General features: G+C 63.1%; 15 protein-coding genes. 12 read left to right on the forward strand and 3 right to left on the reverse strand.

What is annotated here, in order from left to right; genetic code table 11:
* The first annotated feature begins 289 nt into the window (after positions 1-289).
* The 8 genes from AC4D6D_RS19640 (at position 290) to AC4D6D_RS19675 (ending at position 11,810) form a co-directional block, all read left to right on the forward strand.
* Entirely contained in the window at positions 290-901 is a 612-nt protein-coding gene (locus AC4D6D_RS19640; protein WP_491328694.1) for a sigma-70 family RNA polymerase sigma factor, read from the forward strand.
* 69 nt (positions 902-970) lie between these two features.
* Positions 971-1,996 carry a FecR family protein gene (locus AC4D6D_RS19645; RefSeq protein ID WP_491328695.1) on the forward strand — a complete coding sequence of 342 codons (1,026 nt, stop codon included), beginning with the start codon at positions 971-973 and terminating at the stop codon, positions 1,994-1,996.
* A gap of 165 nt (positions 1,997-2,161) precedes the next feature.
* Positions 2,162-4,996: an energy transducer TonB gene (locus AC4D6D_RS19650; RefSeq protein ID WP_491328696.1), complete on the forward strand. Its 2,835-nt coding sequence runs from the start codon at positions 2,162-2,164 to the stop codon at positions 4,994-4,996.
* Between the two features lie 8 nt (positions 4,997-5,004).
* Positions 5,005-6,105, forward strand: a complete 1,101-nt coding sequence (locus AC4D6D_RS19655) for a cytochrome-c peroxidase (RefSeq protein ID WP_491328697.1) — start codon at positions 5,005-5,007, stop codon at positions 6,103-6,105.
* 124 nt (positions 6,106-6,229) lie between these two features.
* Positions 6,230-6,922, forward strand: a complete 693-nt coding sequence (locus AC4D6D_RS19660) for an energy transducer TonB family protein (RefSeq protein ID WP_491328698.1) — start codon at positions 6,230-6,232, stop codon at positions 6,920-6,922.
* Between the two features lie 131 nt (positions 6,923-7,053).
* Complete coding sequence (locus tag AC4D6D_RS19665) at positions 7,054-9,924, forward strand: M16 family metallopeptidase (protein WP_491328699.1); 2,871 nt, start codon at positions 7,054-7,056, stop codon at positions 9,922-9,924.
* A gap of 241 nt (positions 9,925-10,165) precedes the next feature.
* Positions 10,166-10,720 (forward strand): TetR/AcrR family transcriptional regulator, encoded by a 555-nt coding sequence (locus AC4D6D_RS19670; protein WP_491328700.1) that lies wholly within the window; start codon positions 10,166-10,168, stop codon positions 10,718-10,720.
* Positions 10,721-10,763: 43 nt separating this feature from the next.
* Complete coding sequence (locus tag AC4D6D_RS19675) at positions 10,764-11,810, forward strand: NAD-dependent epimerase/dehydratase family protein (protein WP_491328701.1); 1,047 nt, start codon at positions 10,764-10,766, stop codon at positions 11,808-11,810.
* Here AC4D6D_RS19675 and AC4D6D_RS19680 read toward each other — a convergent pair.
* Complete coding sequence (locus AC4D6D_RS19680; RefSeq protein WP_491328702.1) at positions 11,798-12,136, reverse strand: MerR family transcriptional regulator; 339 nt, start codon at positions 12,134-12,136, stop codon at positions 11,798-11,800. The two genes, AC4D6D_RS19675 and AC4D6D_RS19680, sit on opposite strands and share 13 nt — an antisense overlap.
* A gap of 325 nt (positions 12,137-12,461) precedes the next feature.
* Positions 12,462-13,793 carry a family 1 glycosylhydrolase gene (locus AC4D6D_RS19685; RefSeq protein WP_491328703.1) on the reverse strand — a complete coding sequence of 444 codons (1,332 nt, stop codon included), beginning with the start codon at positions 13,791-13,793 and terminating at the stop codon, positions 12,462-12,464.
* A 427-nt stretch (positions 13,794-14,220) separates the two neighbouring features.
* On the opposite strand from AC4D6D_RS19685, the gene AC4D6D_RS19690 reads away from it, so the two are divergent.
* Positions 14,221-16,353 carry a TonB-dependent receptor gene (locus AC4D6D_RS19690; RefSeq protein WP_491328704.1) on the forward strand — a complete coding sequence of 711 codons (2,133 nt, stop codon included), beginning with the start codon at positions 14,221-14,223 and terminating at the stop codon, positions 16,351-16,353.
* A gap of 142 nt (positions 16,354-16,495) precedes the next feature.
* On the opposite strand, the gene AC4D6D_RS19695 is transcribed toward AC4D6D_RS19690, so the two are convergent.
* Positions 16,496-17,173, reverse strand: coding sequence for a TetR/AcrR family transcriptional regulator (locus tag AC4D6D_RS19695; protein WP_491328705.1), 678 nt, complete (start codon positions 17,171-17,173; stop codon positions 16,496-16,498).
* Between the two features lie 87 nt (positions 17,174-17,260).
* Between AC4D6D_RS19695 and AC4D6D_RS19700 the strand changes: the two genes are divergently transcribed.
* From AC4D6D_RS19700 to AC4D6D_RS19710, 3 genes are all read left to right on the forward strand, one after another.
* Positions 17,261-18,361: an LLM class flavin-dependent oxidoreductase gene (locus AC4D6D_RS19700; protein WP_491328706.1), complete on the forward strand. Its 1,101-nt coding sequence runs from the start codon at positions 17,261-17,263 to the stop codon at positions 18,359-18,361.
* A gap of 77 nt (positions 18,362-18,438) precedes the next feature.
* Positions 18,439-19,026 (forward strand): NADPH-dependent FMN reductase, encoded by a 588-nt coding sequence (locus tag AC4D6D_RS19705; protein WP_491328707.1) that lies wholly within the window; start codon positions 18,439-18,441, stop codon positions 19,024-19,026.
* Positions 19,023-21,404: a beta-glucosidase gene (locus AC4D6D_RS19710; RefSeq protein WP_491328708.1), complete on the forward strand. Its 2,382-nt coding sequence runs from the start codon at positions 19,023-19,025 to the stop codon at positions 21,402-21,404. Before AC4D6D_RS19705 ends, AC4D6D_RS19710 begins: the two co-directional genes overlap by 4 nt.
* Positions 21,405-21,430: the final 26 nt, after the last annotated feature.

The raw sequence follows: 21,430 nt of genomic DNA on the forward strand, positions 1-21,430 counted from the left end.
GGTGCGCCACCGTCGCCTTCATTCCCGTACCAATCCATCAGGTCGGGGATTAGTTTGCTATCCTGTCCAGAAAAGCGGGAGCATCTCAGAGCTTTCCAAGCGCGGCCGGCATCCCTGCGATGTGCAGCCTTTCTCCCGGGTAAGACGCGCTATGAGCAAATGTTCTAGGTTGGATGCCGCCACACCCGCCGGCTCCGTTAGCGTGTTCCGGTGCCGGAAAAGCGACATTAGTTTGAACTGACTTTCAGGCATCTTGAATGATGTTTGCCTTTCACTGTTGCGCCTGCGAATGAATCGCAATAATGGCCGGCCTTCGATCGTTCCGGTATCAGCGGGCACGAAAGGATGCCCGTTGAAGAGTCGCAAATCGCCAGCCCCTGAAGTCGAACCGCCGACGATGCGTGCCTACATGGCGCATCGTTCAGCGCTCGTTGACTATGCTTCGAAGGTCGTCGGCAATCGCGAACAGGCCGAGGACATCGTTCAAGAAGCCTGGTTGACGCTGTCACGGCGTGGTGAGGAAAATGATGTGCGCGAGCCTCTCGGCTATTTGCGTACGACCGTCCGAAACCTCGCTATCGACACGCTGCGGCAACGTGTCCGTGAGTCCCGTTTGATGGGCGGCGATTTGGAAAGCGCGGCCCGTTCCGCGGTCGACGGGCAGGCGAATCCCGAAAAGACAGCTTTCGTCCGGCGCGATCTCGCGTGTGTGATGTGTGTGCTTCGCAGCTTGCCGGAGCGCCAGCGCGTAGCGATCGAGATGTATCGGTTTGCCGACTACAAGTTGCGCGAAATCGCGGATCATCTGGGAATTTCCGTGTCACTTGCCCACGTGTTGATCGCAGACGGCCTCGCGGCCTGCACCACAAGGTGCGGTATCGGCCGGGGGAATTTTTCATGAGAAACTTTTCTCTGGAAAATCGATACACTGAAGCGTCTTGCTCTCATGAGGTTTGCGCGCCGCTCTTTTGTGAAGCACATCGGACGGCTGAAGCTGTTGTCCGACGCGGAATTGAGATCGCCTGTGAATGATAGCCCGCGCACCGCCGAACAGCAGGCGGCCGATTGGCTCATTCTTCTGCGTGAGGAACCGGAGAGCGCCTCGCTCCAGGGGCGGTTCGAGACCTGGCTCGATGACGATCCCGTGCATGCCTGCGCATGGGTTGCCATTTCCGAGAGCTTCGAGACAATCTCCGAAGTCGGGCCGGAACTTGATGGTCAGTGGCGGGAGGTGGCCATAGCGCCCTTGCGTGTGCCGCGATGGCGACAGCGCAACTCCGGCCGTTTAGCAGCCATTCGGCCCGGCCGACCTGTCGTGGGTGCAGTCGCAGCGGCGCTTGCGCTTTGGTTCGCGCCTGCCGCCGTGCTGCACCTGCAGTCTGACTATGTGACGGGGCCCGGTGAACTTCGCAGCGTGACACTGGCGGACGGCAGCACCGTGAAATTGGGGCCGGGCAGCGCGCTTGCCGTCAATTATAGTGACAAGGCACGTTCGGTTCGGCTGTTGGCGGGTGAGGCCTGGTTCGATGTCGAGCACAATCCCGCAGTGCCCTTTCGCGTCATCGCCGGTGACGTGCGGACGACCGTGCTGGGAACCAGCTTCGATGTCCGGCGCGTCGGCGGTGCGACCGCGGTTTCCCTGAAACGTGGGCGCGTGCGGGTGACGACTGAGGGAACTGCCCGGGACCTGTCTCCCGGCCAATGGGTTCGGGTTGACGAGGCGCACAGGGTTGAGGCTGGTGAGGATGATCCGGCGCTGCTTGGCGCGTGGCAGGGCGGGGCGATCATTGCCCGCAATCGGCCGGTTGCAGAAGTGATCGACGAACTGCGGCCGTGGTTTGGGGGGCGCATCGTGCTCTTGAACCGTGCGCTTGGGGGCAGCCGCATCGATGGTGTCTTCAATGCCCGTGAACCTGAAAGCGCGCTGGCGGCGATGGTCGCGCGCGGGGGCGGCAAGGTGCAGCGCATTACGCCTTGGATAATCTTGATCTCCTGAAAATCGGCGTTTTCTGGGCTTTTTGCGGAAATTTGTTTCGTGGCCTGAAATTTTTTTTGGAAAATCGGGCGTGGCGGTCGTCTCACTCTGACCAACCGATTTGTGCAATTGCATCGCAATAGCATCAAATTCGTTTTTCAGGAGATTAGATCGATGCGTGGGGCAGTGAGCAACAGGGGAATGAAGCGGGCCGTGATGGCTGCCGCGCTCCTGGCAACCTCGGCAATGGCCATGACGGCGACTGCCGCCCCCGCCGTGACCCAGAGCAATGCGGTGCGCCGTTTCGATATTCCCTCGCAACCGCTGCTACGCGCTATCGCGCAGTTCAACCGCCAGTCGGGCATCCAGATTACCGCCGAAGGCGGACTTGTTTCGGACCGGACCGCGGCGGCGGTCACCGGGGATTTCGAGACGTCGGAAGCGCTCGGGATCATGCTGTCGGGAACCGGCCTCGCCTGGCGTTGGATCGACGATCGCACCGTGGCGCTGGAGCCCGTTGCTCAGGCCGCGAGGGGCAACGTGCTGGTCGCCTCGTTCTCGGCGGGCGGTGGCCAGAAGGCGGTGGTGACGAATGAAGCCAGCGCGCAGGCACTCCCTGAAGTCGTGGCTGACGGCGACCGTGCCGATGAAAGCTATGTCATGGGCACCGGAGCGCAAGCCGGCACCACGCGCATCACCGAAAAGGAAATCCGCGTCCGCGCGCCGGGTTCGGGCGATGCCAACCAGCTTCTGAAGGCGTTGCCGACCGTTCAGTTCCGCCGCGACGAAAACATGGCCACGCGCGAGGATATCCAGGATATCCGCCCTTCCGATATCTCGATCTCGGGCGGGCGCTTTTATGAAAACCTCATCACCCTTGACGGCATCGATGCCAATGCGCGGGTCGATATCACGGAGAACAAGACAGCTGACTATGCCGAACCGACAGGCGCATCCGCGCAGGCGCTCTGGGTAGATACCAACCTGATCGGCGAGGTGACGCTAAGGGATTCCAATGTCTCGGCTGAATATGGCCGCTTCACCGGCGGCGCGCTGGATATCAAGACCCGTGCCCCGAAGCGCGAGTTCGGTTTTTCAAGCTCGGTGTCCTACAGTGCCGACGCCCTGACCAACTTCAAGATTTCCGATGGATCGCGCGAAAAGCTGGACGGGGAGCTTCCGGCAAAACCCTCGTTCGAAAAGTGGCGCTACGGTGCGACTGTAGATCTTCCCATCAGCAGCGCCGTCGGTTTGTTGCTCGGCTACAACCGTTCGCAATCGCGGGTGACCTATACCAAGACGGCAGCCTACGGCAGCAAGCCTTACGGCCAGTCCAGCACCAGCGAAAATTTCCTCGCCAAGGCAGACGCGGACCTTGCCGGCGACCTGAAATTGACCGGGCAGTTCTCCTACACGCCTTACGAGAGCGAAGCCGAGGTCGACAACTCCATCGATTCACAGATGGTCTCGCACGGCGGGGGCGTGACCAGCCGGCTTGAACTGGCGAAGTCAGGCGAAACTAACTGGTCGCTCTCCGCCAGTTTCTCGCACAGCGACACCAGCCGCGACGCACCCGGAACCCTATATACCATCTCCTCGTGGACCGAAGCGGGCAGGGGATGCTCGACCTCGACCAACTGCGTGATCGGCAGCTTCGGCGATATCCGGCAGTGGCAGAACAATTATGCGCTGACCGGGCGCTGGTCGATGCGCCTTGGGCCGGGCCGTCTTTCTGCCGGTTTCGATTACCAGCGGATCGAGGCGATGCGCAGCCGCCTTGAGGACAACTATTCCTACCGGGGGACGACGGCCCAGTCCGCGGCCGCCACCATTGTCTGCGCGCAGCCGGACAGCCTGACCTGCACCACCGGCGAATACGCGCTGACGACCTCTTCGCTCTATCAGGCCTACCGCGCCCGCGTGAACCTCGACAGCGTGGCCGGCTGGGCCGAGTACACTGCCGAGATCGGGAATTTCATGCTGCGCGGGGGACTGCGCTACGATTACGAGAGCTTCCTGGGCAACCACAACGTATCGCCGCGTTTTTCGGCCACTTACGCGCTGCCGTGGGACGGCTGGAGCGTCACCCTTGGCGCGAACCGCTATTATGGGCGTTCCATGCTGGGGTATGCCCTGCGTGAGCAGTACCCGGACAACTATGTCTATATGCGCAAGGGTGTCACGAGCGGAGGGCTCACCACGTATTCCGACGCAGACTGGTATTTGTCCTCCACCAGCCATTCGACCAGCTATTCGGATGGCAAGAAGAAGACGCCCTATTCGGACGAACTTTCAGCCGCGCTGTCGGCGCGCATTCTTGGCGGCAACCTGCGGATCAAGGGCATTTACCGCGAAGGGCATGACGAGTTTACCCGCTCTGCCGGTGAGAAGGTGACCAAGACGCTCGATAACGGAAAGATTTCGACTTATACGCAGTACGTCGTCGCCAACGACGGTTACAGCAAGTACCGGGGCGCTTCGGTTGAATGGGTCCGCAGCTTCGGCAAGCATTCGGTCGCCTTCAATACCAACTTCTCAAAGACTACCTCCTCCAACGACGATTACATGGTGAACGTGGACGATGACCTTGCGAACTTGATGGTATCGTTCCAGGGCAAGGTTCTGAGCTATTCAGAGCTCATCGCGCTCAACCAGCGTCCTGACATGGCGGTGCCGTTCATGGCCAACATGACCTGGACCGCGCTCTGGCTGGACGATCGGATTACCACCAACGTCAACTTGCGCTATACCGACAAGTTCAAGCGTATCGAGGATACCGGCGCCAATGAGGCGATCGATGGCACCAGCTACGACGTCTACGACTATGTGAAGTATCCGCGTTCCATCGACGTGAACCTCAACGCGCAGGCCGAACTCGTCCGTTCCAGCTACGGCGTGCTGACCGCCGATGTGCGCGTGGCGAACCTGTTCGACCGGATTCCTTCGCCGAACAGCACCGCGACATCGCAGCCCTACCAGTATGGACGCTCGTTCTGGGTTGGTCTCAACTACCGGTTCTGATCCTTTCGATGTTCCGTTTTCCTAACCTGCCGCGCCTTGTGATGACGCTCGCGATCCTGGCGATCGCGGGGAGTGTCGTGGGGCGTGCGCAGCAGGCAATCGATGGCGGCGATCCGCAGGCAGGAGCATTGCGCGCGCTTTATGCGGGCGCGCCAGCCACATGGCCGCGCCCCCGGCTGGGGGAGGGGGCGCGTTTCACCGAGTTCGGCGCTCTCCCCCGGCTGCCCGAACCCATGCCACGCGAAAAGGCGCTGGCGGATATCGGCAAGCGCCTGTTCGACGATCCCGCGCTGTCACGCTCCGGACAGATCGCCTGCGCATCGTGTCACAGCCCGGAACTGGGAATGGGGGACGGCTTGCGCACCGCATTCGGGCATGACCGGCAGCGCGGGCGCCGTAATGCCCAGTCGCTTTATGCCGCCGCCTGGATGGGCCCTTTGTTCTGGGACGGGCGCGCCGCGACCCTGGAGGATCAGGCGATCGGCCCCATGCTCGATGGCAAGGAAATGGCGGGCACGGCCCGTCTGATTGAGGCGCGCATCAATCGGGACAAGGATTACCGCACGGCCTTTCGCGCGCTTGGCGGCCATCGCCGGGTGACATTGCAGGACGCGGCCACCGCGGTCGCGGCGTTCGAGCGGACCTTGCGGCCGCCGCGCTCGCGCTGGAGTCGGGTCATGGAACGGGGCGTTTCGGTGTTGACCGATCAGGAACTCGAAGGCCTGCACCTGTTCCGCACCAAGGCGGGCTGCGCGGCCTGCCATAGCGGACCGACGCTGAGCGACGGGCAGTTCCACAATCTCGGCATCAGCTTCTACGGGCGTCCTCGCGAAGACCTCGGGCGTTATGAAGTGACCGGCGACCCGGCCGATGTGGGCCGCTTTCGCACCGCATCATTGCTCGGACTGAGCCGGACCGCGCCTTACATGCACAATGGCCTGTTTCCGAGCCTTGAAGATGTGGTGTCGCTCTACAATGCCGGAGGGGGCAAGGATCGGGCCAAGGGCAAGGCCGACGTGCCCGCCCCCCTCCACGATCCTTTGCTGACGCCGCTCAAGCTTACGCGCGAGGAGCGCGACGCGCTCGTGGCTTTCCTCAAGGTCCTGTGACTATGAACTTGTCGACTACAGCGACGGGCTTGACCGCGCGCCAGTGGCAAATTGGCGAGGTTCGGGCCCGATGAGTTCCCGGATCACATCGGCATGTCTTGCGATATCCGTTCATGCCGCCGCCGTGCTCCTGCTGCTGGCAGTGTGGCACGCGCCTGAAGCGGGAATGCAAGGCCCTGTGGGTGGCGCGCACTTGACCACCGTGTCGGTTGCCGCCGCGCCGGACGAAGCCAGCGAACCGCAACCAAAGCAGGAGACGCCGGCGCGCGAGGCGGAGAGCGTGGCCGAGCCGGTTGCATCGCAGGCGCCGTCCCTCTCGTTGCCGTCATTACGCCCTGTGGTTTCGCAGCTGCCGCTGCCAAGGCCGGTCCAGCTTTCCGAGGGCGGGGGAAAGCAGGGTGCGGAGAGCCCGAATGCGGCTTCGGCGGCAGCATCGCCGCAGGCATCGGTCGCGGCATCCGATGACTGCCGTCCTGACGCTGCCTCCGCGGCATCGGAGACGTCCGCTCCGGCAAGATCCAGCACGGGTAGCAACAGCTACGCCGTCAAGGTTTTCCGTCATATCCTGAGGAAGAAGGAATTCCCCTCCCGTCTCGCTCAGGCAGGCATTCGCGGCCGGGTGCTCGTGCGTTTCAACCTCACGGGAGCGGGTGAGGTCATCGATATCCTCATCGTCAAGAGCAGCGGCGTTGCCGCGCTTGACGGGTTGGCGCTGGAGCAGATCCGCGGCGCGGTCCCCTATCCCCGTCCGCCGAAAGAGCTGAGCGCCGCGCAGCTCCATTTCCTCGTACCCATGACCTATCGCCCCTCAACCTGAACACCGTCGTTCGCGCCGATCGGCGCCAGCCGAAACCCTTTCAGCCATCACGCCGATGAGCGGGCAACGGACCCATGACCGTTGTCCCGCTCCAGGCTTGCAGCCTCTCCAACGGAGCCTCGTGCCAGACCATGAAAACCTCGCTTATTCCCATCGCATTCCTTCTTGCCGCCAGCCCCCTCGCGGCAGTTGAGCCCGCCCCTATCGACGATACCTCATGGGCGTTCGAAAGCAGCGATGTTCCCATGGATGCGGGCTTCCGCGTCGGCCGCCTCGCCAATGGCATGCGCTATGTGCTGCGCCGCAATGGCACGCCGGCGGGTACGGTGGTCGTGCGCATGGACATGAATGTCGGCTCGCTGGATGAAGCACCCGGCGAGCGTGGTTTTGCGCATTTCCTCGAACACATGGCCTTCAACGGATCGCGCAATGTCCCGGAAGGCCAGATGGTGCCCTTGCTGGAGCGGGCGGGGCTGGCGTTCGGGTCGGACACCAACGCTTCGACCAATTTCAATCGCACGCTCTACAAGCTGGACCTGCCGCGCGCGGATCCCGCGCTTCTCGGTACTGCCCTGATGCTGATGCGGGAAACGGCCGGCAATCTCACGATCGCGCAGGATGCCGTGGCGCGTGAACGCGGGGTCGTGCTGGCGGAAATGCGCGACCGCGATTCACCCGCATTCCGCAGCACCCTGGATGGAATGGATTTCTTCTATCCCGGTTCGCTCTACACGCAGCGTCTGCCGATCGGCACGACCGAGACGCTGGAGGCCGCGACGGCCGCGTCGCTTCGTGCCTTCTATGAACGCGAATATGTGCCCGCACATGCGACGCTCATCGTTGTGGGCGATATCGATGTCGATGCGGTGGAGGCGGACATCGCGCGCCTCTTCGGTGATTGGCAATCACGCCCTGCCGAAGCCCAGCCCGGTGCGGGGCCAATCGATCCCGCCGATGCCGACCGCGTGCGTATCTACACGGCACCGGCCTTGTCCGAACATGTGACGATCCAGCGTAACGGCGCCTATATCGATGAGGCGGACACGCTGGAAAACCGGGAGCAGGCCATTCTGCGCGCGGTAGGATATGCCATCGTCAACCGGCGCCTGAGCCGGCTTGCCAACGGTACCAAGCCTCCCTTCCGCAGCGCCAGTTTCGGAACCGGCGATCTGTTCGAAACGGCGCGCGCGACGGTGCTTGGCATCAGCACCGTCGACGGCGCGTGGCGGGCGGGCATGAACGCGGCCGGTCTCGAATACCGGCGCGCGCTGGAACATGGCTTCACTGAGGCCGAGGTGGCGGAGCAGGTCGCGCGGCTGCTGACCGGGGCGCAGAATGCCGCCGCCTCGGCAGAGACCCGCAGCAACAAGGGGCTGGCCCAACTGGCACTTGGCTTGGTGGACGGCCGGGTCGTGCCTTCAACGCCGCAATCCGCGCTGGAGCGCATTGAGGAACTGGCGCCCCGGATCACACCCGAGGATGTCTTGCAGGCGATGCTTCGCGAGGCCGTCCCGCTGGAACAGCCGCTGATCCGCTTCACCGGGCGAAAGGCGCCTGAAGGCGGCGAGGGCGCACTGCGGGCCGCATGGGCCTCGGTCCAGCAGTCGAAGATCGGCAAAGGCGGCGAGGCGAAGCCACGGCCTTTTGCCTACACCACGTTCGGTCCGGCGGGGCAGGTCGTCAGTGACAAGCGATCGGATCTGGGCATCCGCCAGGTTCGTTTTGCCAACGGGGTCATGGTCAACTTGCGCAAGACCGGGCTTGAAAAGGGGCGCATCCGTTTCAGCCTCGCGCTCGACGGCGGTAGTAGATTGAATACACGGGAAAATCCGCGCGCGACCCAGCTTGTATCCAGCCTCGCAGGAGGCGGCCTTGGTCGGCACAGTGCCGACGAATTGCGGTCCATCCTTGCCGGGCGCAGTGTCGGCATGGGGCTGGGCAGCGGGGAGGATTCCTTCGATGCCGGGGGCGTCACCATCCCGCGCGATCTGGAACTGCAATTGCAGCTGTTGGCCGCGCTTATTACCGACCCAGGCTATCGGCCCGAGGGTGAGGTCGGCTATCGCCAGTCGATCGACAACCGCTTCGCCCAGATCGATGCGACCCCCAGATCGGCATTGCAGGCTCAGTTTGGCAACATCACCAGCAGCGGCGATCCGCGTTTCTCGCTGGGATCGCCCGACGACTATCGCAGCCTCTCTTTTAGCCGCCTCAAGGCCGATATCGGCGATCGCCTTGCTCACGGCGCGATCGAGATCGGCCTTGTCGGTGACGTTGACGAGGACCCCGCGATTGCACTGGTTGCGCGCACTTTTGGCGCACTCCCCCAGCGCGAGGCGGCCTTTGGCACGCATGACGGACAGCCGCCGCGCATTTTCCCGAAAGCCGCTGCCAGTCACGTGGTCCGTCACAGGGGGCCGGCGAACCAGGCGATCCTGCGAGTGCTCTGGCCCACTCGCGACGATACCGATCTTCTCGAAGTGGCACGGCTCGAACTGCTCCATGAAGTCATGAATATCCGGCTGACCGATCAACTGCGCGAAAAGCTGGGCAAGGCCTATTCGCCCGGGTCGGCCAGCTTCACCTCGCATGTCTGGAAGGGGTACGGATATTTCCAGGTCAACGCGTCGATCGATGCCGTCGATATCCCAGCGGTCCGCAACGCGATCGAGGAGGTCGTTGCCGGATTGCGCGCCGGTCCCGTCGATGCCGACACCCTGCAGCGGGCCCGTGAACCCATGCTGCAGCGGCTTGCCAACGCGCTCAAAAGCAATGGCAGCTGGATGCGCCTTGTCGCGCGGTCGCAATCGGAGCCGGAACGCACCTCCCGGTTCGAGGGAGCGACCGATCGTCTGCGTTCGATTACGGCTGTTGACCTGCAAGACACGGCAGTTCGCTATCTTCGCGCGGATGGCCGCACGGAAGTTCTATCGATCGCTGAGAGCGTAATCGAAGGAAAAACCGGGATCGCATTCGAGGCCAAAAACGTACGACAACTTTGAGGTGGTCGAACCGGATCGGCGAATGGCTGTTCCGTTGGCGGAGGGCGCTATCGACAGGTCGCGACCATAGGCCCCGGGGTCTCTTCTTAGCGGCAATCACCATGCGGTTGTTCGCTAGCGTGGACTCTCTTGAGCGGGGGCTGAATGCGCGGTTTCGCCCCACCGGTTGAGAGGCTGGAGACTTGACGATCCCGCATCACAAATTTATATCCATCTGGTCAGATATAAATGGATGGCATCGATGGGGCGCAAGAAGAGTATCGATCAGAACCGCATTCTCGATGCGGCCGAAGTCGTCGTTGCCAGGGTAGGCGCAGCGCGCCTTACGCTGGATGGGGTCGCTCAGGAGGCCGGGATCAGCAAGGGCAGCGTGGTCTATGACTACGGCACCAAGCAGGCCCTGATCGAGGCGATGGTCGAACGTGCGGTCGTGCGCGACAATGCCTTCAACCAGGCCGCCGCAGAACCCTTTGCAGGCAGCGACAACGCGACGCTGAAGGGCCGGATATCCGCAGCGAGCCAGCCGTTTCCCGACGAGTTTCGCGCGGTCGCGCTGAACATTTGCGCGGCACTGGCCCAGGACCGCTCGCTACGCGCTGCCATCCAGAAGAACCAGACCGCCGTGATCGACCGCATTCGCGAGGAAGCGGGGCCGGCGAGAGGACCGATGCTCGCCTATCTCGCGCTCGAAGGTCTCAAGTTGCTCGAAACCCTCGATTACCACCAATGGTCCGACGAAGAGCGCGAAGCGCTGCTCGACGATATCCGCTGGCTCGCATCCGGCCCTCCGGGCTGATCGTGCCGGGCCTTTGCCCGTAACCTACAAGGCATAAAATCCCATGAACGACTACCAAGCCATCGGAGGCGATCGCGCCTCCGATCCGGAACTGCTGTCTCCGCTCTTTGTGACCGGGGGCAGCGGCTATCTCGGGCGGAACCTGATCCGCCATTTCGTCGCCAAGGGCTTCGAGGTCGTCGCCCTCGTTCGCTCGCAGAAGTCCGCCGATCTGGTCTGCGCGCTCGGCGCAAGGCCCATTGTCGCGCAGCTCTCCAGCCCGGCCGTGGCCGAGGCCATAAAAGGGTGTCGTTCGCTGGTCCATGCTGCGGCCCATACGGGCCATGGTCCCGAGACGCCCGAGCATGTCCAGGTCAATGTCGAAGGAACCCGCGCCATATTTGCCATGGCCCGGCAGGCAGGTGTGCGGCGGGCGGTGCACGTCAGTACGGAATCGGTTCTTCTGGACGGCCGGGCGCTGGTCAACGTCGATGAGAACCGGGCGATGCCGGCGTGCTTTCCCGGCGCCTACTCGCGGACCAAGGCCGAGGCGGAGCGTATCGTACGCGCGAAGAGCGGCAATGGCTTCGAGGCTGTCATCGTGCGGCCGCGCTTCGTTTGGGGGCGCGACGACACCACCGCCTTGCCGATCCTGACGCAAGCGGCGCGCTCGGGGCAGCTGGCGTGGATCAACGGCGGCGAATACCTGACGTCAGCCACGCATGTTGCCAATGCCTGCCATGGCATCGAACTGGCGCTGCTGAAGGGCCGTGCAGGCGAGGCGTACTTCATCACCGACGGCGAACCCTCGACGTTCCGCAGCTTTGTCTCCCGCTTGCTGGAAACGCAGGGGATCGCTCCACCCGAAAAGGCGGTGCCATCCTGGCTGGTCGGCACCGTAGCCCGCGTGGGTGAGTTCGCGGCACGGCTTTCCGGAGGCCGGATCAAGCCTCCGGTCACCCGGCAGGATCTGGCGACGATGGCGGTCGAGGTGACGCTAGACATCACCAAGGCCAAGCGCGATCTTGGATATGCCCCGGTGGTTTCGGTCGACGAAGGCATGGCGGAGCTCAAGCGCCTCGCTTCCGCCGGCGGAGATCAGCAGAAGTAGGCGTTGGGTTGGGGAGCTGTGCCGGGCTGGCCTGCTTCCACCCATTCCAGCTTGCCCTTGAGGAACGCCAGCGCGGCATCGAGTTCGCACTGGCGTTCCTCAAGCCTGACGATCTGATTGCGCAAGACTTCCCCGGTCCGCTCCGGCGAGCCGGCACCTCGGCGGTATTCCTCGGCGAGCGCGCCGATCTCCGAGAGCGAGTAGCCGAGCGGCTGCTGCAGCCGGATCATCTGGGCAGCGGTCACGTCGTCCGCGCTGAACACCTGATAGGGATTGGCTCCGCCTTTCCGTGCGCTGCGCTCGGGCCTCAGCAGGCCCTTGGCCATGTTTCCTGGCGCCCTTCATCCAGGCGAACCGGGACCGGGCGGTGATCGCCACCAAGTTCGGCTATGCGCGGACGCCTGAGAGGCCGACGACTGGAGCCTCGACAATCGCCCGGAATTCATTCGCAGCGCGGCTGAGAACTCGCTCCAGCGCCTCGGTATCGAGAAGGTCATCGATCTTTACCCTAACCGCGTCCATCATCCTCGAAGCGCCTTGTCTCTAACGGTCTGCGAAGACGGTCAGCTGCATTCTACTGTTTGTATTGGCGCAAGTCTTTGACATCTAATCGGAAATGACGACCGTTTTCGCGTCTGTCCCCGCAGTATGTTAAAGCGAGTTCCGCCGTGCAATGTTGCCCAGTACGGCTGCGCTCGGCTTGGCGGTTCGTTTGAAGGTCGTGCGATCAAGCGCGTGCAAACCGAACTGTGGCTTGTATCCGAAAACCCATTCGAAATTGTCCACCAGCGACCAGTGCATGTAACCCAGCACAGGTACTTTGTCTTCCACCATGGCGCGCTTCAGTTCGGCCAATGCGGCCGGAATCAGGCGGGCGCGCTTGTCGTCGTCGGCGGAATTGATGCCGTGTTCTGTAACGATTACCGGCACCCCGCTTACCGCATGGGCATAGCGGACCGCTCCAGCAAGAGAGGCAGGGTAAACTTCCGATCCTGCATCGTTTGTCTCAGCGCCGTTGGGAGCGGGAAGTCGGCCCTTGTCGTTCCAGACGGTGCGTTCGTAATTCTGGACGCCGACAAAATCGTCGCCGCGCGCCGCTTCCAGCCAAGGCTGATAGAGCTTCGCGCGCATGGCGTCGCGCAAGCTGTTCCGGCCCGTGGCCTGGTCGTCGATGATAGCAAGGCTCACGCCCACCGGCAGATCTCCGCGTACGGCTTTGATCGCATCGCGTCCTGCCTTGTGACCAGCCAGCAAGTTGGCCTGAACCACAAGCGGATCGGCAACAAAGAGCGGGTTGCCGGCCAGGAAGCGGGCGACGCCATGTTCGCGCGCGGCGGCTTCCTGCATAGCCTTGTCCGCCCCCAATAGACGCGGGCCGATGTCGCCCGGAAGGACCACGTCGAGCAGGCCGCTGAGGTTGGGCTCGTTCAGTGTGGTGGCGTGGCTGATTCCAGCAGCGAGATGGCGCGCTGCGCGCTCGCAGTAGCGGGCAAAGAGGGCAGGGGCCTCGGAATTGGACCAGCCGCCTTGAGCGGCGAACCAGGCTGGGGTGGTGAAGTGGTTGAACGTGACCATCGGATTGAGGCCGCGTTCGTGGCAGCCGTCAATCATCGCCTTGTAGTGATCGAGCATAGCCGGCGAAAACTCGCCCTTTGCTGGTTCGATCCGCGCCCATTCCAGACTGAAGCGGTAGGTATTGAGGCCGAGTCCCTTCACCAGGTCCAGGTCTACCGGCCAGAGCGCGAAGCTGTTGGCGGCATCTCCGGAAGGTTCGGAATAGACCGTCGGGCTGGCATGTTCCATGGCCCACACATCGCTGTTGACGTTGTTGCCTTCGACTTGATGAGCAGCGGTTGCCGCCCCCCACAGGAAGTCATCCGGAAACCGGGAGTCGACCGGATAGCGCGGGCGGGCGAACGCTGGCGAAACTGCAGCAGCGGCTGCTGTAGTCGCAGCGGCCAGCATGGTGCGGCGGTCGATCATGCATTCTCTCCTGATGTTTTCGTCAGCATTTGCTGCGCGATGCTGTTAATTGGAATGAATGATCTAATTTTCTCAGGCAGGCAAGCCCGGCAAAGTTCAAGAGGCCCCGATCGCTGGCCGGGGTCGAGCATTCCGGCTTTTCAAAGAAGCTGAGGGCGCGGTGCCTCTCGATATCGAACTGGGATTCTCTGGGCGCCGGAAAGGGCGTCCATGCGCTTTTTGAGCGACTTGGATTCGAGGGTAGCCAGCATCGTTCCGGATCTGACTGCGTTCCGCTTGACGATCGATCTTGCTTTTCATAATTAGAATAGGCATTCTGGTTTTATAAAGGCTGTCCACAAGGACGGCCGGTACAATTGGGGAGGAGTCTATGAAGCTGAATTTCCTGCTTGTTTCCGTATCCGCATTCGCACTGCCAGCTACGGCCATGGCACAGAATGCGGGCGGCGAATCGCAGGATCAGTCCGGTCTGGGTGACATCATCGTCACCGCCAACCGCACTGCTTCCAGCGCGCAGGACACGCCGACGGCGCTCAACGTCTATTCTGGAGACGCGCTGCGCGATGCGGGCATCGCATCGGTGCGAGACCTCGCGGCGATCGATCCCAGCGTCAACATCTCGCCGTCGGCAGGGGCGGCCTATGTCGCCGTGCGCGGCATCGCCTCAACCGACGTGACCGAGATCGGCGACCCCTCGGTGCCTGTCGCCCGCGACGGCTTCTACACCAACCGTTCGTTCTCGCTGAATTCCTCGATGTACGACCTTGCGCGCATAGAGGTTCTCAAGGGGCCGCAGGGCACTTTGAATGGCCGCAACTCGACGGGTGGTTTGGTCAGCATCATTACCAACCGGCCGAAGTTCGAAAATGGAGGCTACGCTTCGGTCGAGGCCGCCAACTTCGGAACCTTCAACGGTGAAATGGGCGCCAACCTTGCCGTCAGCGATACTTTCGCGATCCGCGCCTCGGGCACTTATCTCAGCCATAACGGCTATCGCAAGATCGACGGCCCTACCAGAAGCGGCGACGACGAGGACTTTGCGTCGGGCCGTATCCAGGCGCTTTACAACTCCGGCGGCCTTTCAGCCTGGGTTTCGTATCAGCATGATTCCCGCACGGTGAACGGCGATGCGATCCTGCGCGGCACTCTGGGTGGACCGAAGCCCAGCTTCGGCGATCTGGGCGCATTCCCGGGCAGTGCTTCGCAGAAGACCACGCTGGAGGGCGACCGCATTCGCTGGGAGCTCGCCTATTCGACCGACAACAACCTGAACTTCATCTATGCTGGCGGCTACGACAGCCAGAACTGGGTCAATGTTCTGGATGCGACCGGCCCCGAGTATCCGGCCAATCGCCAGTTCCGCCAGAACGAACGCCCAAAGACCTGGAACCATGAATTTCGGGTGAGCAACGACAGCAGTTCCAAACTGTTTTTCCAGGCGGGTTACTTCCGCTTTACCGAGAACAACACGGTCGATTCCGGGCTGTTCAATCTCGACATGACCGGCCTGTTTGCGCCGGGCGGTCCGCTAGAGGCTCTGGCACAGCCAGACCAGTATGGCATCAAGTTCGACTACAAGATCCGTACACGCTCGCAGGCAGTCTTTGCACAGATCGATTACGATCTGACCGACCAGTTGGAGATCAGCCTCGGTGGCCGATACACCTGGGACAAGAAGGATCGTACCGGCGAGGCCCTGTTGTTCCTGCCCGCGCTTGCCAGTCCCTTCGCCCCGGCGCTGCGTCTCACCACCCCCGGCGACGGACATCTGAGCGACAGCCAGCCTACCTGGCATGCCGGCCTGAACTATCGTCCGATGCCGAACACCCTGATCTATGCCAAGTACGATCGCGGCTACAAGTCGGGCGGGTTCAACTCGAACGGCAGTTCTGCATCGGTGCCCTACGATCCCGAACAGCTGGATGCCTTCGAGATCGGTACCAAGAACTCGCTGCTGGGCAATACCCTACAGATCAACGGTGACGTGTTCTATTCGAAGTACCGGGGCTACCAGGCGTCGCAGACTTCGGATGTGCTGCAGGGAAGTGGCATTTTCAACGTCGGTTCGGCCAAGATCTTCGGTGCCGAGGCCGAGGTCAAGGCTTTGCTGGGCGAGGGCACACGCATAGGTGTGAATGCGGCCTACCTGCATACGAAGTTCGGAAACGACATCGTCGTCAACGACGGAGACGGCAATCCGCAGGACATCAGCGGCAACCGGCTGCCCAATGCGCCATCGTTCACGCTGACCGGTTCGTTCGACCAGGATATTGCCATCGGTTCTGGCAAGATCACGGCACATGCCGATGCAAAGTATTCGTCGAAGTACTATTTCTCGGCCTTCAACCTCGACGATATCTCGACCGACAACTTCGTCATCGCCAATGCCTCGCTCGGTTACGAACCGGATCGCGGTGGCTGGAAGGTGATCGCGTTCGTGAGGAACATCTTCGACAAGAACGTGCTGGCCTATGCTCAGCAGAACTTCGTCTCACACACCAACAACTATCAGTTCCAGCCGCCGCGCACTTACGGCGTGCGTGCCAGCGTCAACTTCTGACGCTTGGAAAGTCTTCGTCGCAGGGCCGCGCCTTCTCCTCCTTGCGGCCTTGCGGCAAACTGAAGGGGCGCGGCATCTCTGCCGCGCCCCTCTATTCCATCGTCTGTCGGAGACGGACGGCCGGAAAACCGGGCGCCTGCCGTCAGACAGACGCTTTCAAATAGGCAAGGCACATCCGCCCGAGTTCGGTGTCCAATTGCCCCCAGTCGTGAGAATAGGCGGACTCGGTGGTGGAGCCGAGGCTCAACTGGCGGGCGAGCGTGGCGAAGATGATCTGGTAGGCGGCATAGGCCTTCAGTTCATGGTCGTCTCCGCCGAACGTCTCGCGATATTCGAGCATGGCGGCGATGCCCATCGCAGCGGCGCGGTTCGCGCTCTGCTTGCCCGGCTCGGACACCAGCGGGTCGAAAGAGGCGCGCTGCATGCTCAGGCGCAGCAGCGGCGCGTGTTCGCGCAGCACTTCTGCAAAGGCCTGCACGTAGCGCGGTACGAAGGTGTCGAGCGAGGTCGCCTTGGCCTTGACCGCCGCCATCATCGCATCCTCGTCCGCGGCCATACGTTCGAGGTGATTGGCGATCACCGCGCGGACGAGGTTCTCCTTGCTCTTGAAGCGCAGGTAAATCGAGCCGATCGAGACGTTGCCGCTCTGGCTCACGTCCTGAAGCGTGAATTCCTCGCTCCCGCGTTCGAGCATCAGTTTTTCGGCGGCGACCAGCATCCGCTCGAACGAGGCTTTGCTGCGCCCCTGTTGCGGGGTGCGGCTGAGCGTCTCGACAGCGAGTTTTTTTTCCGAGGTGCGGGATTTGGAGCGTGTTGACATGACGGCAATAAACACATTATCAAAATAAGAACGTCAATTCTAATTTAGCGGCATATCTCTGTCGCGATGATTCCCTTGGGAGGGTACATGCGCTTTTCCGTCTTCCTGAACGCCCGTTCGCTCGGTCCCGACCAGGACCGCAAGCTGATGAAGGATCTCGAGGGGCACGCGAAACTTGCCGCCTCGCTTGGCTACGATGCCATCTTCCTTCCCGACCACCACTTCAACGGCTACATGCCGGTGGCCAGCGACAGCTTCATCTTTGCGGGCTATCTCGCCGCGCAGATGCCGCACATGCATTTCGGCTTTTCGGTCGTCTCGGTGCCGCTGCACCATCCGGTGCGATTTGCCGAGCGGATCAATGTCCTCGACCAGCTGACCGACGGCAAGCTGCTCGTCGGCGTCGGTTCGGGCACTACGCCGGAAGAGATGATCGGCTTTGCCGTGGACTACAGGGATGCCGGTGCCATCGCGGAGAACAATCTTGCGATCGCCGAGCAGCTCTGGGCCAAGCGCATGGAAGACCCTGCCGTGGTGATCGAGAACGGACCGTACAACGGCCGCGTCCTCCAGCGTATCACGCCCGCGGCATACACGCCCGGCCACGCGCGGCTCATGCCCGTGGCGATGAAGGAGGCCAGCGCGCGGCGCGCGGCAGAGAACGGCTGGCCCGCCTTCATTCCGGCCTTCACTCCGCCCAAGATCGGTGGCACCGAGCCATTCGTCCACGTCAAGAAGTGGTTCGACATCTACAAGGGCTTCCTGCTCGAAGCCGGTCACAGCGAGGAGGTGATCGCGTCCGCACTCGACTGGACGACGCATACCTACCAGGTCGTCCATGTCGCCGAGACCGACGATCAGGCGCGCGAGGAACTGGAAGTGATCCTGCGCAGCTATCAGGAAGCGGTCGAGCGCGAGGCCGAATTCAACGCCCGCGCCGAAAGCGACGACGCCAACAGGAAGACCGATCGCACGCCCAACGCATTGACCGAGGACTGGATCGGGACCTGGTGCCTTTACGGATCACCGGAAACGGTAGCCGAACATCTGCTGCCCTACCGTGAGCTTGGCATCGGCAATGTCCTGTGCGGGACTACGACCGGCCCGCTCACCGAAGAGCGCTTGAAGCTGGGCAACCAGACCCTGCGTCTGCTTTCGGAGAAGGTGATGCCCGCTCTCAGGGGCTGAGCGTTCCGAGGCGACAATTACGATCAAGACGACAGGGTGCCGCGACAAGGCCGCCCGCATATCCAGGAGAGCGCGTAGTGACCGGAAATTCATCCCCCCGCGGCAAACGGGTTGTCGGGCTTGGCGGGACTTTCCGTCAGGCTTCGTCCAGCGAGCGGATCGTGCGGGCGGTCCTTGCCGAATGCGCGGCGATGGGCGCCGAGATCGAGATGTTCGACGGTCCCTCGCTCGCGCGGTTGCCCCACTTCAATCCGGAAAATCCAGACCGGACCGAGGAGGAGCGGGCTCTGGTAGAGGCTGTGCGCGCCTGTGACGCTTTGGTCATCGGCAGCCCCGGCTATCACGGCGGCTATTCCGGACTGGTGAAGAACGCGGTCGATCTCCTTGAGGAGTTGCGCGGGGATGCCCGCGTCTATTTCGACGGACTGCCGGTCGGTCTGGTCGTGACGGCGGCAGGCTGGCAGGCCTGCGGAACGACGCTTTCGGCGCTGCGGGATGTCGTCCATGCGATGCGTGGCTGGCCGACTCCGGTCGGCATTGCGGTCAATTCGGTCGAGCAACGGCCGTTCGCGCCCGACGGGGCGCTTAAAGACGAGAGCATTGCCCGCGCGGTACGTGCACAGGCGCAGCAGATCATGGGATTTGCATTCGGAGGAGCGGCATGACGGACATCACGCTTGCACAGGCGAGTGCGCTTACGGCGGGCGGCGCCATGTGGTCTTCGGTCGCGTTGCCCGAGGCGGGCATTCCCGCCTTCACGATGTCCGATGGTCCGCTCGGTATTGCCAGCGGTCGGGTGGATGAGCGCGATATTGCGCTGCTCAGCCCATGTTCGACATTGCTGGGGGCAACGTGGGACCGTGACTTGTGTCGCCGGGTTGGCGAGCTTGTCGGGCACGAGGCGGTCGCACGCAACGTGGACGCTGTGCTGGCCCCCAATCTCAATCTCGCGCGCAGTCCGCTGGCCGGACGTGCCTTCGAGTATTTCTCGGAAGATCCGGTCCTCGCGGGTGTCCTCGGTGCCGCCTGGGCGACAGGCCTGCAATCGACAGGCACCGGCGCGGTCGCCAAGCATCTCGTCTGCAACGACAGCGAGACGGCGCGCGATGAGGTCGATGTGCGCGTCGACGAGCGGACCTTGCGCGAAGTCTATCTGCTGCCTTTCGAATACGCGGCGCTTGCCGGCTGCGTCGGCATGCTGGCGGCCTATAACCGCGTCAACGGTTCGTGGTGCGCGGAGCAGGCCCATGTGCTGACCGGCATCGTCAAGGGCGAGTGGGCGTTCGGCGGTCTCGTCATGAGCGACTGGTTCGGCACCCATTCGACCGAGGGTTCGATCAACGCCGGTCTCGATCTTGAAATGCCCGGACCGGCGCGGTTCCTTGGGGCGAAAGTCGAGGCGGCGGTGGAGGCGGGGTCGGTTTTGCGCGCCCGCGTGGAGGATGCCGCGGCACGCGTCTCTGCCGTGGCGCAGCGCCTGAAGGCGACGAAAGCTGCGCCGCCACCGCGCGAAGCGGCGGAAGCCCTGCTGGTAGAGGCCGCTGCCGCCGGTTTCACGCTGCTGCGCAACGAGGGAGCCATGCTCCCGCTGGTGCCGGGTACGGTGAAGCGGTTGGCGGTGATCGGTCCCAATGCCTATGCGCCGTGCTTCCAGGGCGGGACTTTCGCGAAGATATCGATCTCGCCCGATGCGCCGACGCCGGTCGAGACGCTGCGGGAGACTTATGGCGGCAGCTGCGAACTGGTGTTCGAGCCGGGCGTCGATCCCCAGCCGCGCCTTCCGGCGATGCCGGTCGTCCCGGCAATCGAGATCGGGGATGGAGCTGCGCGCGGGATGTCGCTGGAGTATTTCGCCGGGCCCGGCTGTCGCGGCGAAGTGCTCTCGCGCGAGACACGCGATACCAATTCGCTGGTCTGGTTCGTGGGCGTGCACGATCAGGCGGAGTTCACCCGGCCCGGTTCGCTGCGCGCCACAGGGCGGTTCACGGCCGGGGCGGCGGGGCACTATGCCTTCCATCTTGGCTCGACGGGCAAGGCGCGCATCCTTGTCGACGGGCAGGAAGTGCTTGCTGCCGGCGGGGAAGTACCGGCGTCCGAGATCATGGGCGTGCTCAAGCGCGGCGATGCCGACGTAGCGGCGATCGAATTGACCGAAGGACAGCAGGTTACCGTCACCGTCGAGTTCGACTGGGTTGGCGGACGTGTGCAGGGGCTGTGGTACGGGGTGCGCAGCCCCGACAGCGCGGAGGCCATGTTGGCCCGTGCGGTGGAGGCGGCGCGCGGTGCCGATGCGGTGCTGTTGCTGGTCGGTGAGACTTCGGATTCGAGCGTCGAGAGCAAGGACCGTGACGATACCCGATTGCCGCAGATGCAGGAGCGGCTGATTGCCGAGGTCTGCGCGGTCAATCCGCGCACGGCGGTGATTGTCAACGTCGGTCATGCCTTCGACTGCGCCTGGGAGGAGAATGCCGCCGCCGTCCTGTCGGTCTGGTATCCGGGGCAGGGGTTTGCGGAGGCCCTGACCGAAGTGCTCTCCGGGCGCGGCGAACCGCGCGGGCGGCTGCCCGTCTCGATTGCGGCTGCCGAAGCGGATTATCCCGTCTTTGCGCTCCAGCCGGCGAGCGACGGCACGCTGGTATACGCTGAGGGTACCCGCTTCGGCTATCGGGGCATGATGGCCGCGGGGCGCCCGGCGCGTCATCCTTTCGGCAGCGGCATGGGCTATACGCCCGTGAACTGGTCCGACGCGCGGGTGGAGGACGGCGCGTTGTCGGTCGCGCTCAGCAATGCGGGGGCGCGCGAGACCTGCGAGATCGTGCAGGTCTATCGCGACGCTCCGGAATGCGCGCTCGTCGGTTTCGCTCGGGCCGTGCTGGCGCCGGGCGAGACCCGCCGCTTTCGCGTTCCGCTCGAAGGCAAGGCACTGCGCATCTGGGGAACCCAGGGCTGGGAGCCGGTGGCGGACCGACTGACGGTTCGCATCGCGCGCCACTGTGAGGATAAAGGCTTCCCGGTGGAAATCGCGGTCGCCGATTTCCTCTGACAGGCTAACGCGGCACAAAGAAGCGG

It is taken from the genome of Novosphingobium sp. BF6 (genome assembly GCF_058273105.1).

Bases quoted from the DNA above. Each gene is read 5' to 3' on its own strand.
- AC4D6D_RS19700 (WP_491328706.1), top strand. From the start codon at position 17,261: ATGCGCTTTTCCGTCTTCCTGAACGCCCGTTCGCTCGGTCCCGACCAG.
- AC4D6D_RS19670 (WP_491328700.1), top strand. From the start codon at position 10,166: ATGGGGCGCAAGAAGAGTATCGATCAGAACCGCATTCTCGATGCGGCC.
- AC4D6D_RS19710 (WP_491328708.1), top strand. From the start codon at position 19,023: ATGACGGACATCACGCTTGCACAGGCGAGTGCGCTTACGGCGGGCGGC.
- AC4D6D_RS19665 (WP_491328699.1), top strand. From the start codon at position 7,054: ATGAAAACCTCGCTTATTCCCATCGCATTCCTTCTTGCCGCCAGCCCC.
- AC4D6D_RS19655 (WP_491328697.1), top strand. From the start codon at position 5,005: ATGTTCCGTTTTCCTAACCTGCCGCGCCTTGTGATGACGCTCGCGATC.
- AC4D6D_RS19685 (WP_491328703.1), bottom strand. From the start codon at position 13,793: ATGATCGACCGCCGCACCATGCTGGCCGCTGCGACTACAGCAGCCGCT.
- AC4D6D_RS19640 (WP_491328694.1), top strand. From the start codon at position 290: ATGAATCGCAATAATGGCCGGCCTTCGATCGTTCCGGTATCAGCGGGC.
- AC4D6D_RS19690 (WP_491328704.1), top strand. From the start codon at position 14,221: ATGGCACAGAATGCGGGCGGCGAATCGCAGGATCAGTCCGGTCTGGGT.
- AC4D6D_RS19695 (WP_491328705.1), bottom strand. From the start codon at position 17,173: ATGTCAACACGCTCCAAATCCCGCACCTCGGAAAAAAAACTCGCTGTC.
- AC4D6D_RS19675 (WP_491328701.1), top strand. From the start codon at position 10,764: ATGAACGACTACCAAGCCATCGGAGGCGATCGCGCCTCCGATCCGGAA.
- AC4D6D_RS19680 (WP_491328702.1), bottom strand. From the start codon at position 12,136: ATGGCCAAGGGCCTGCTGAGGCCCGAGCGCAGCGCACGGAAAGGCGGA.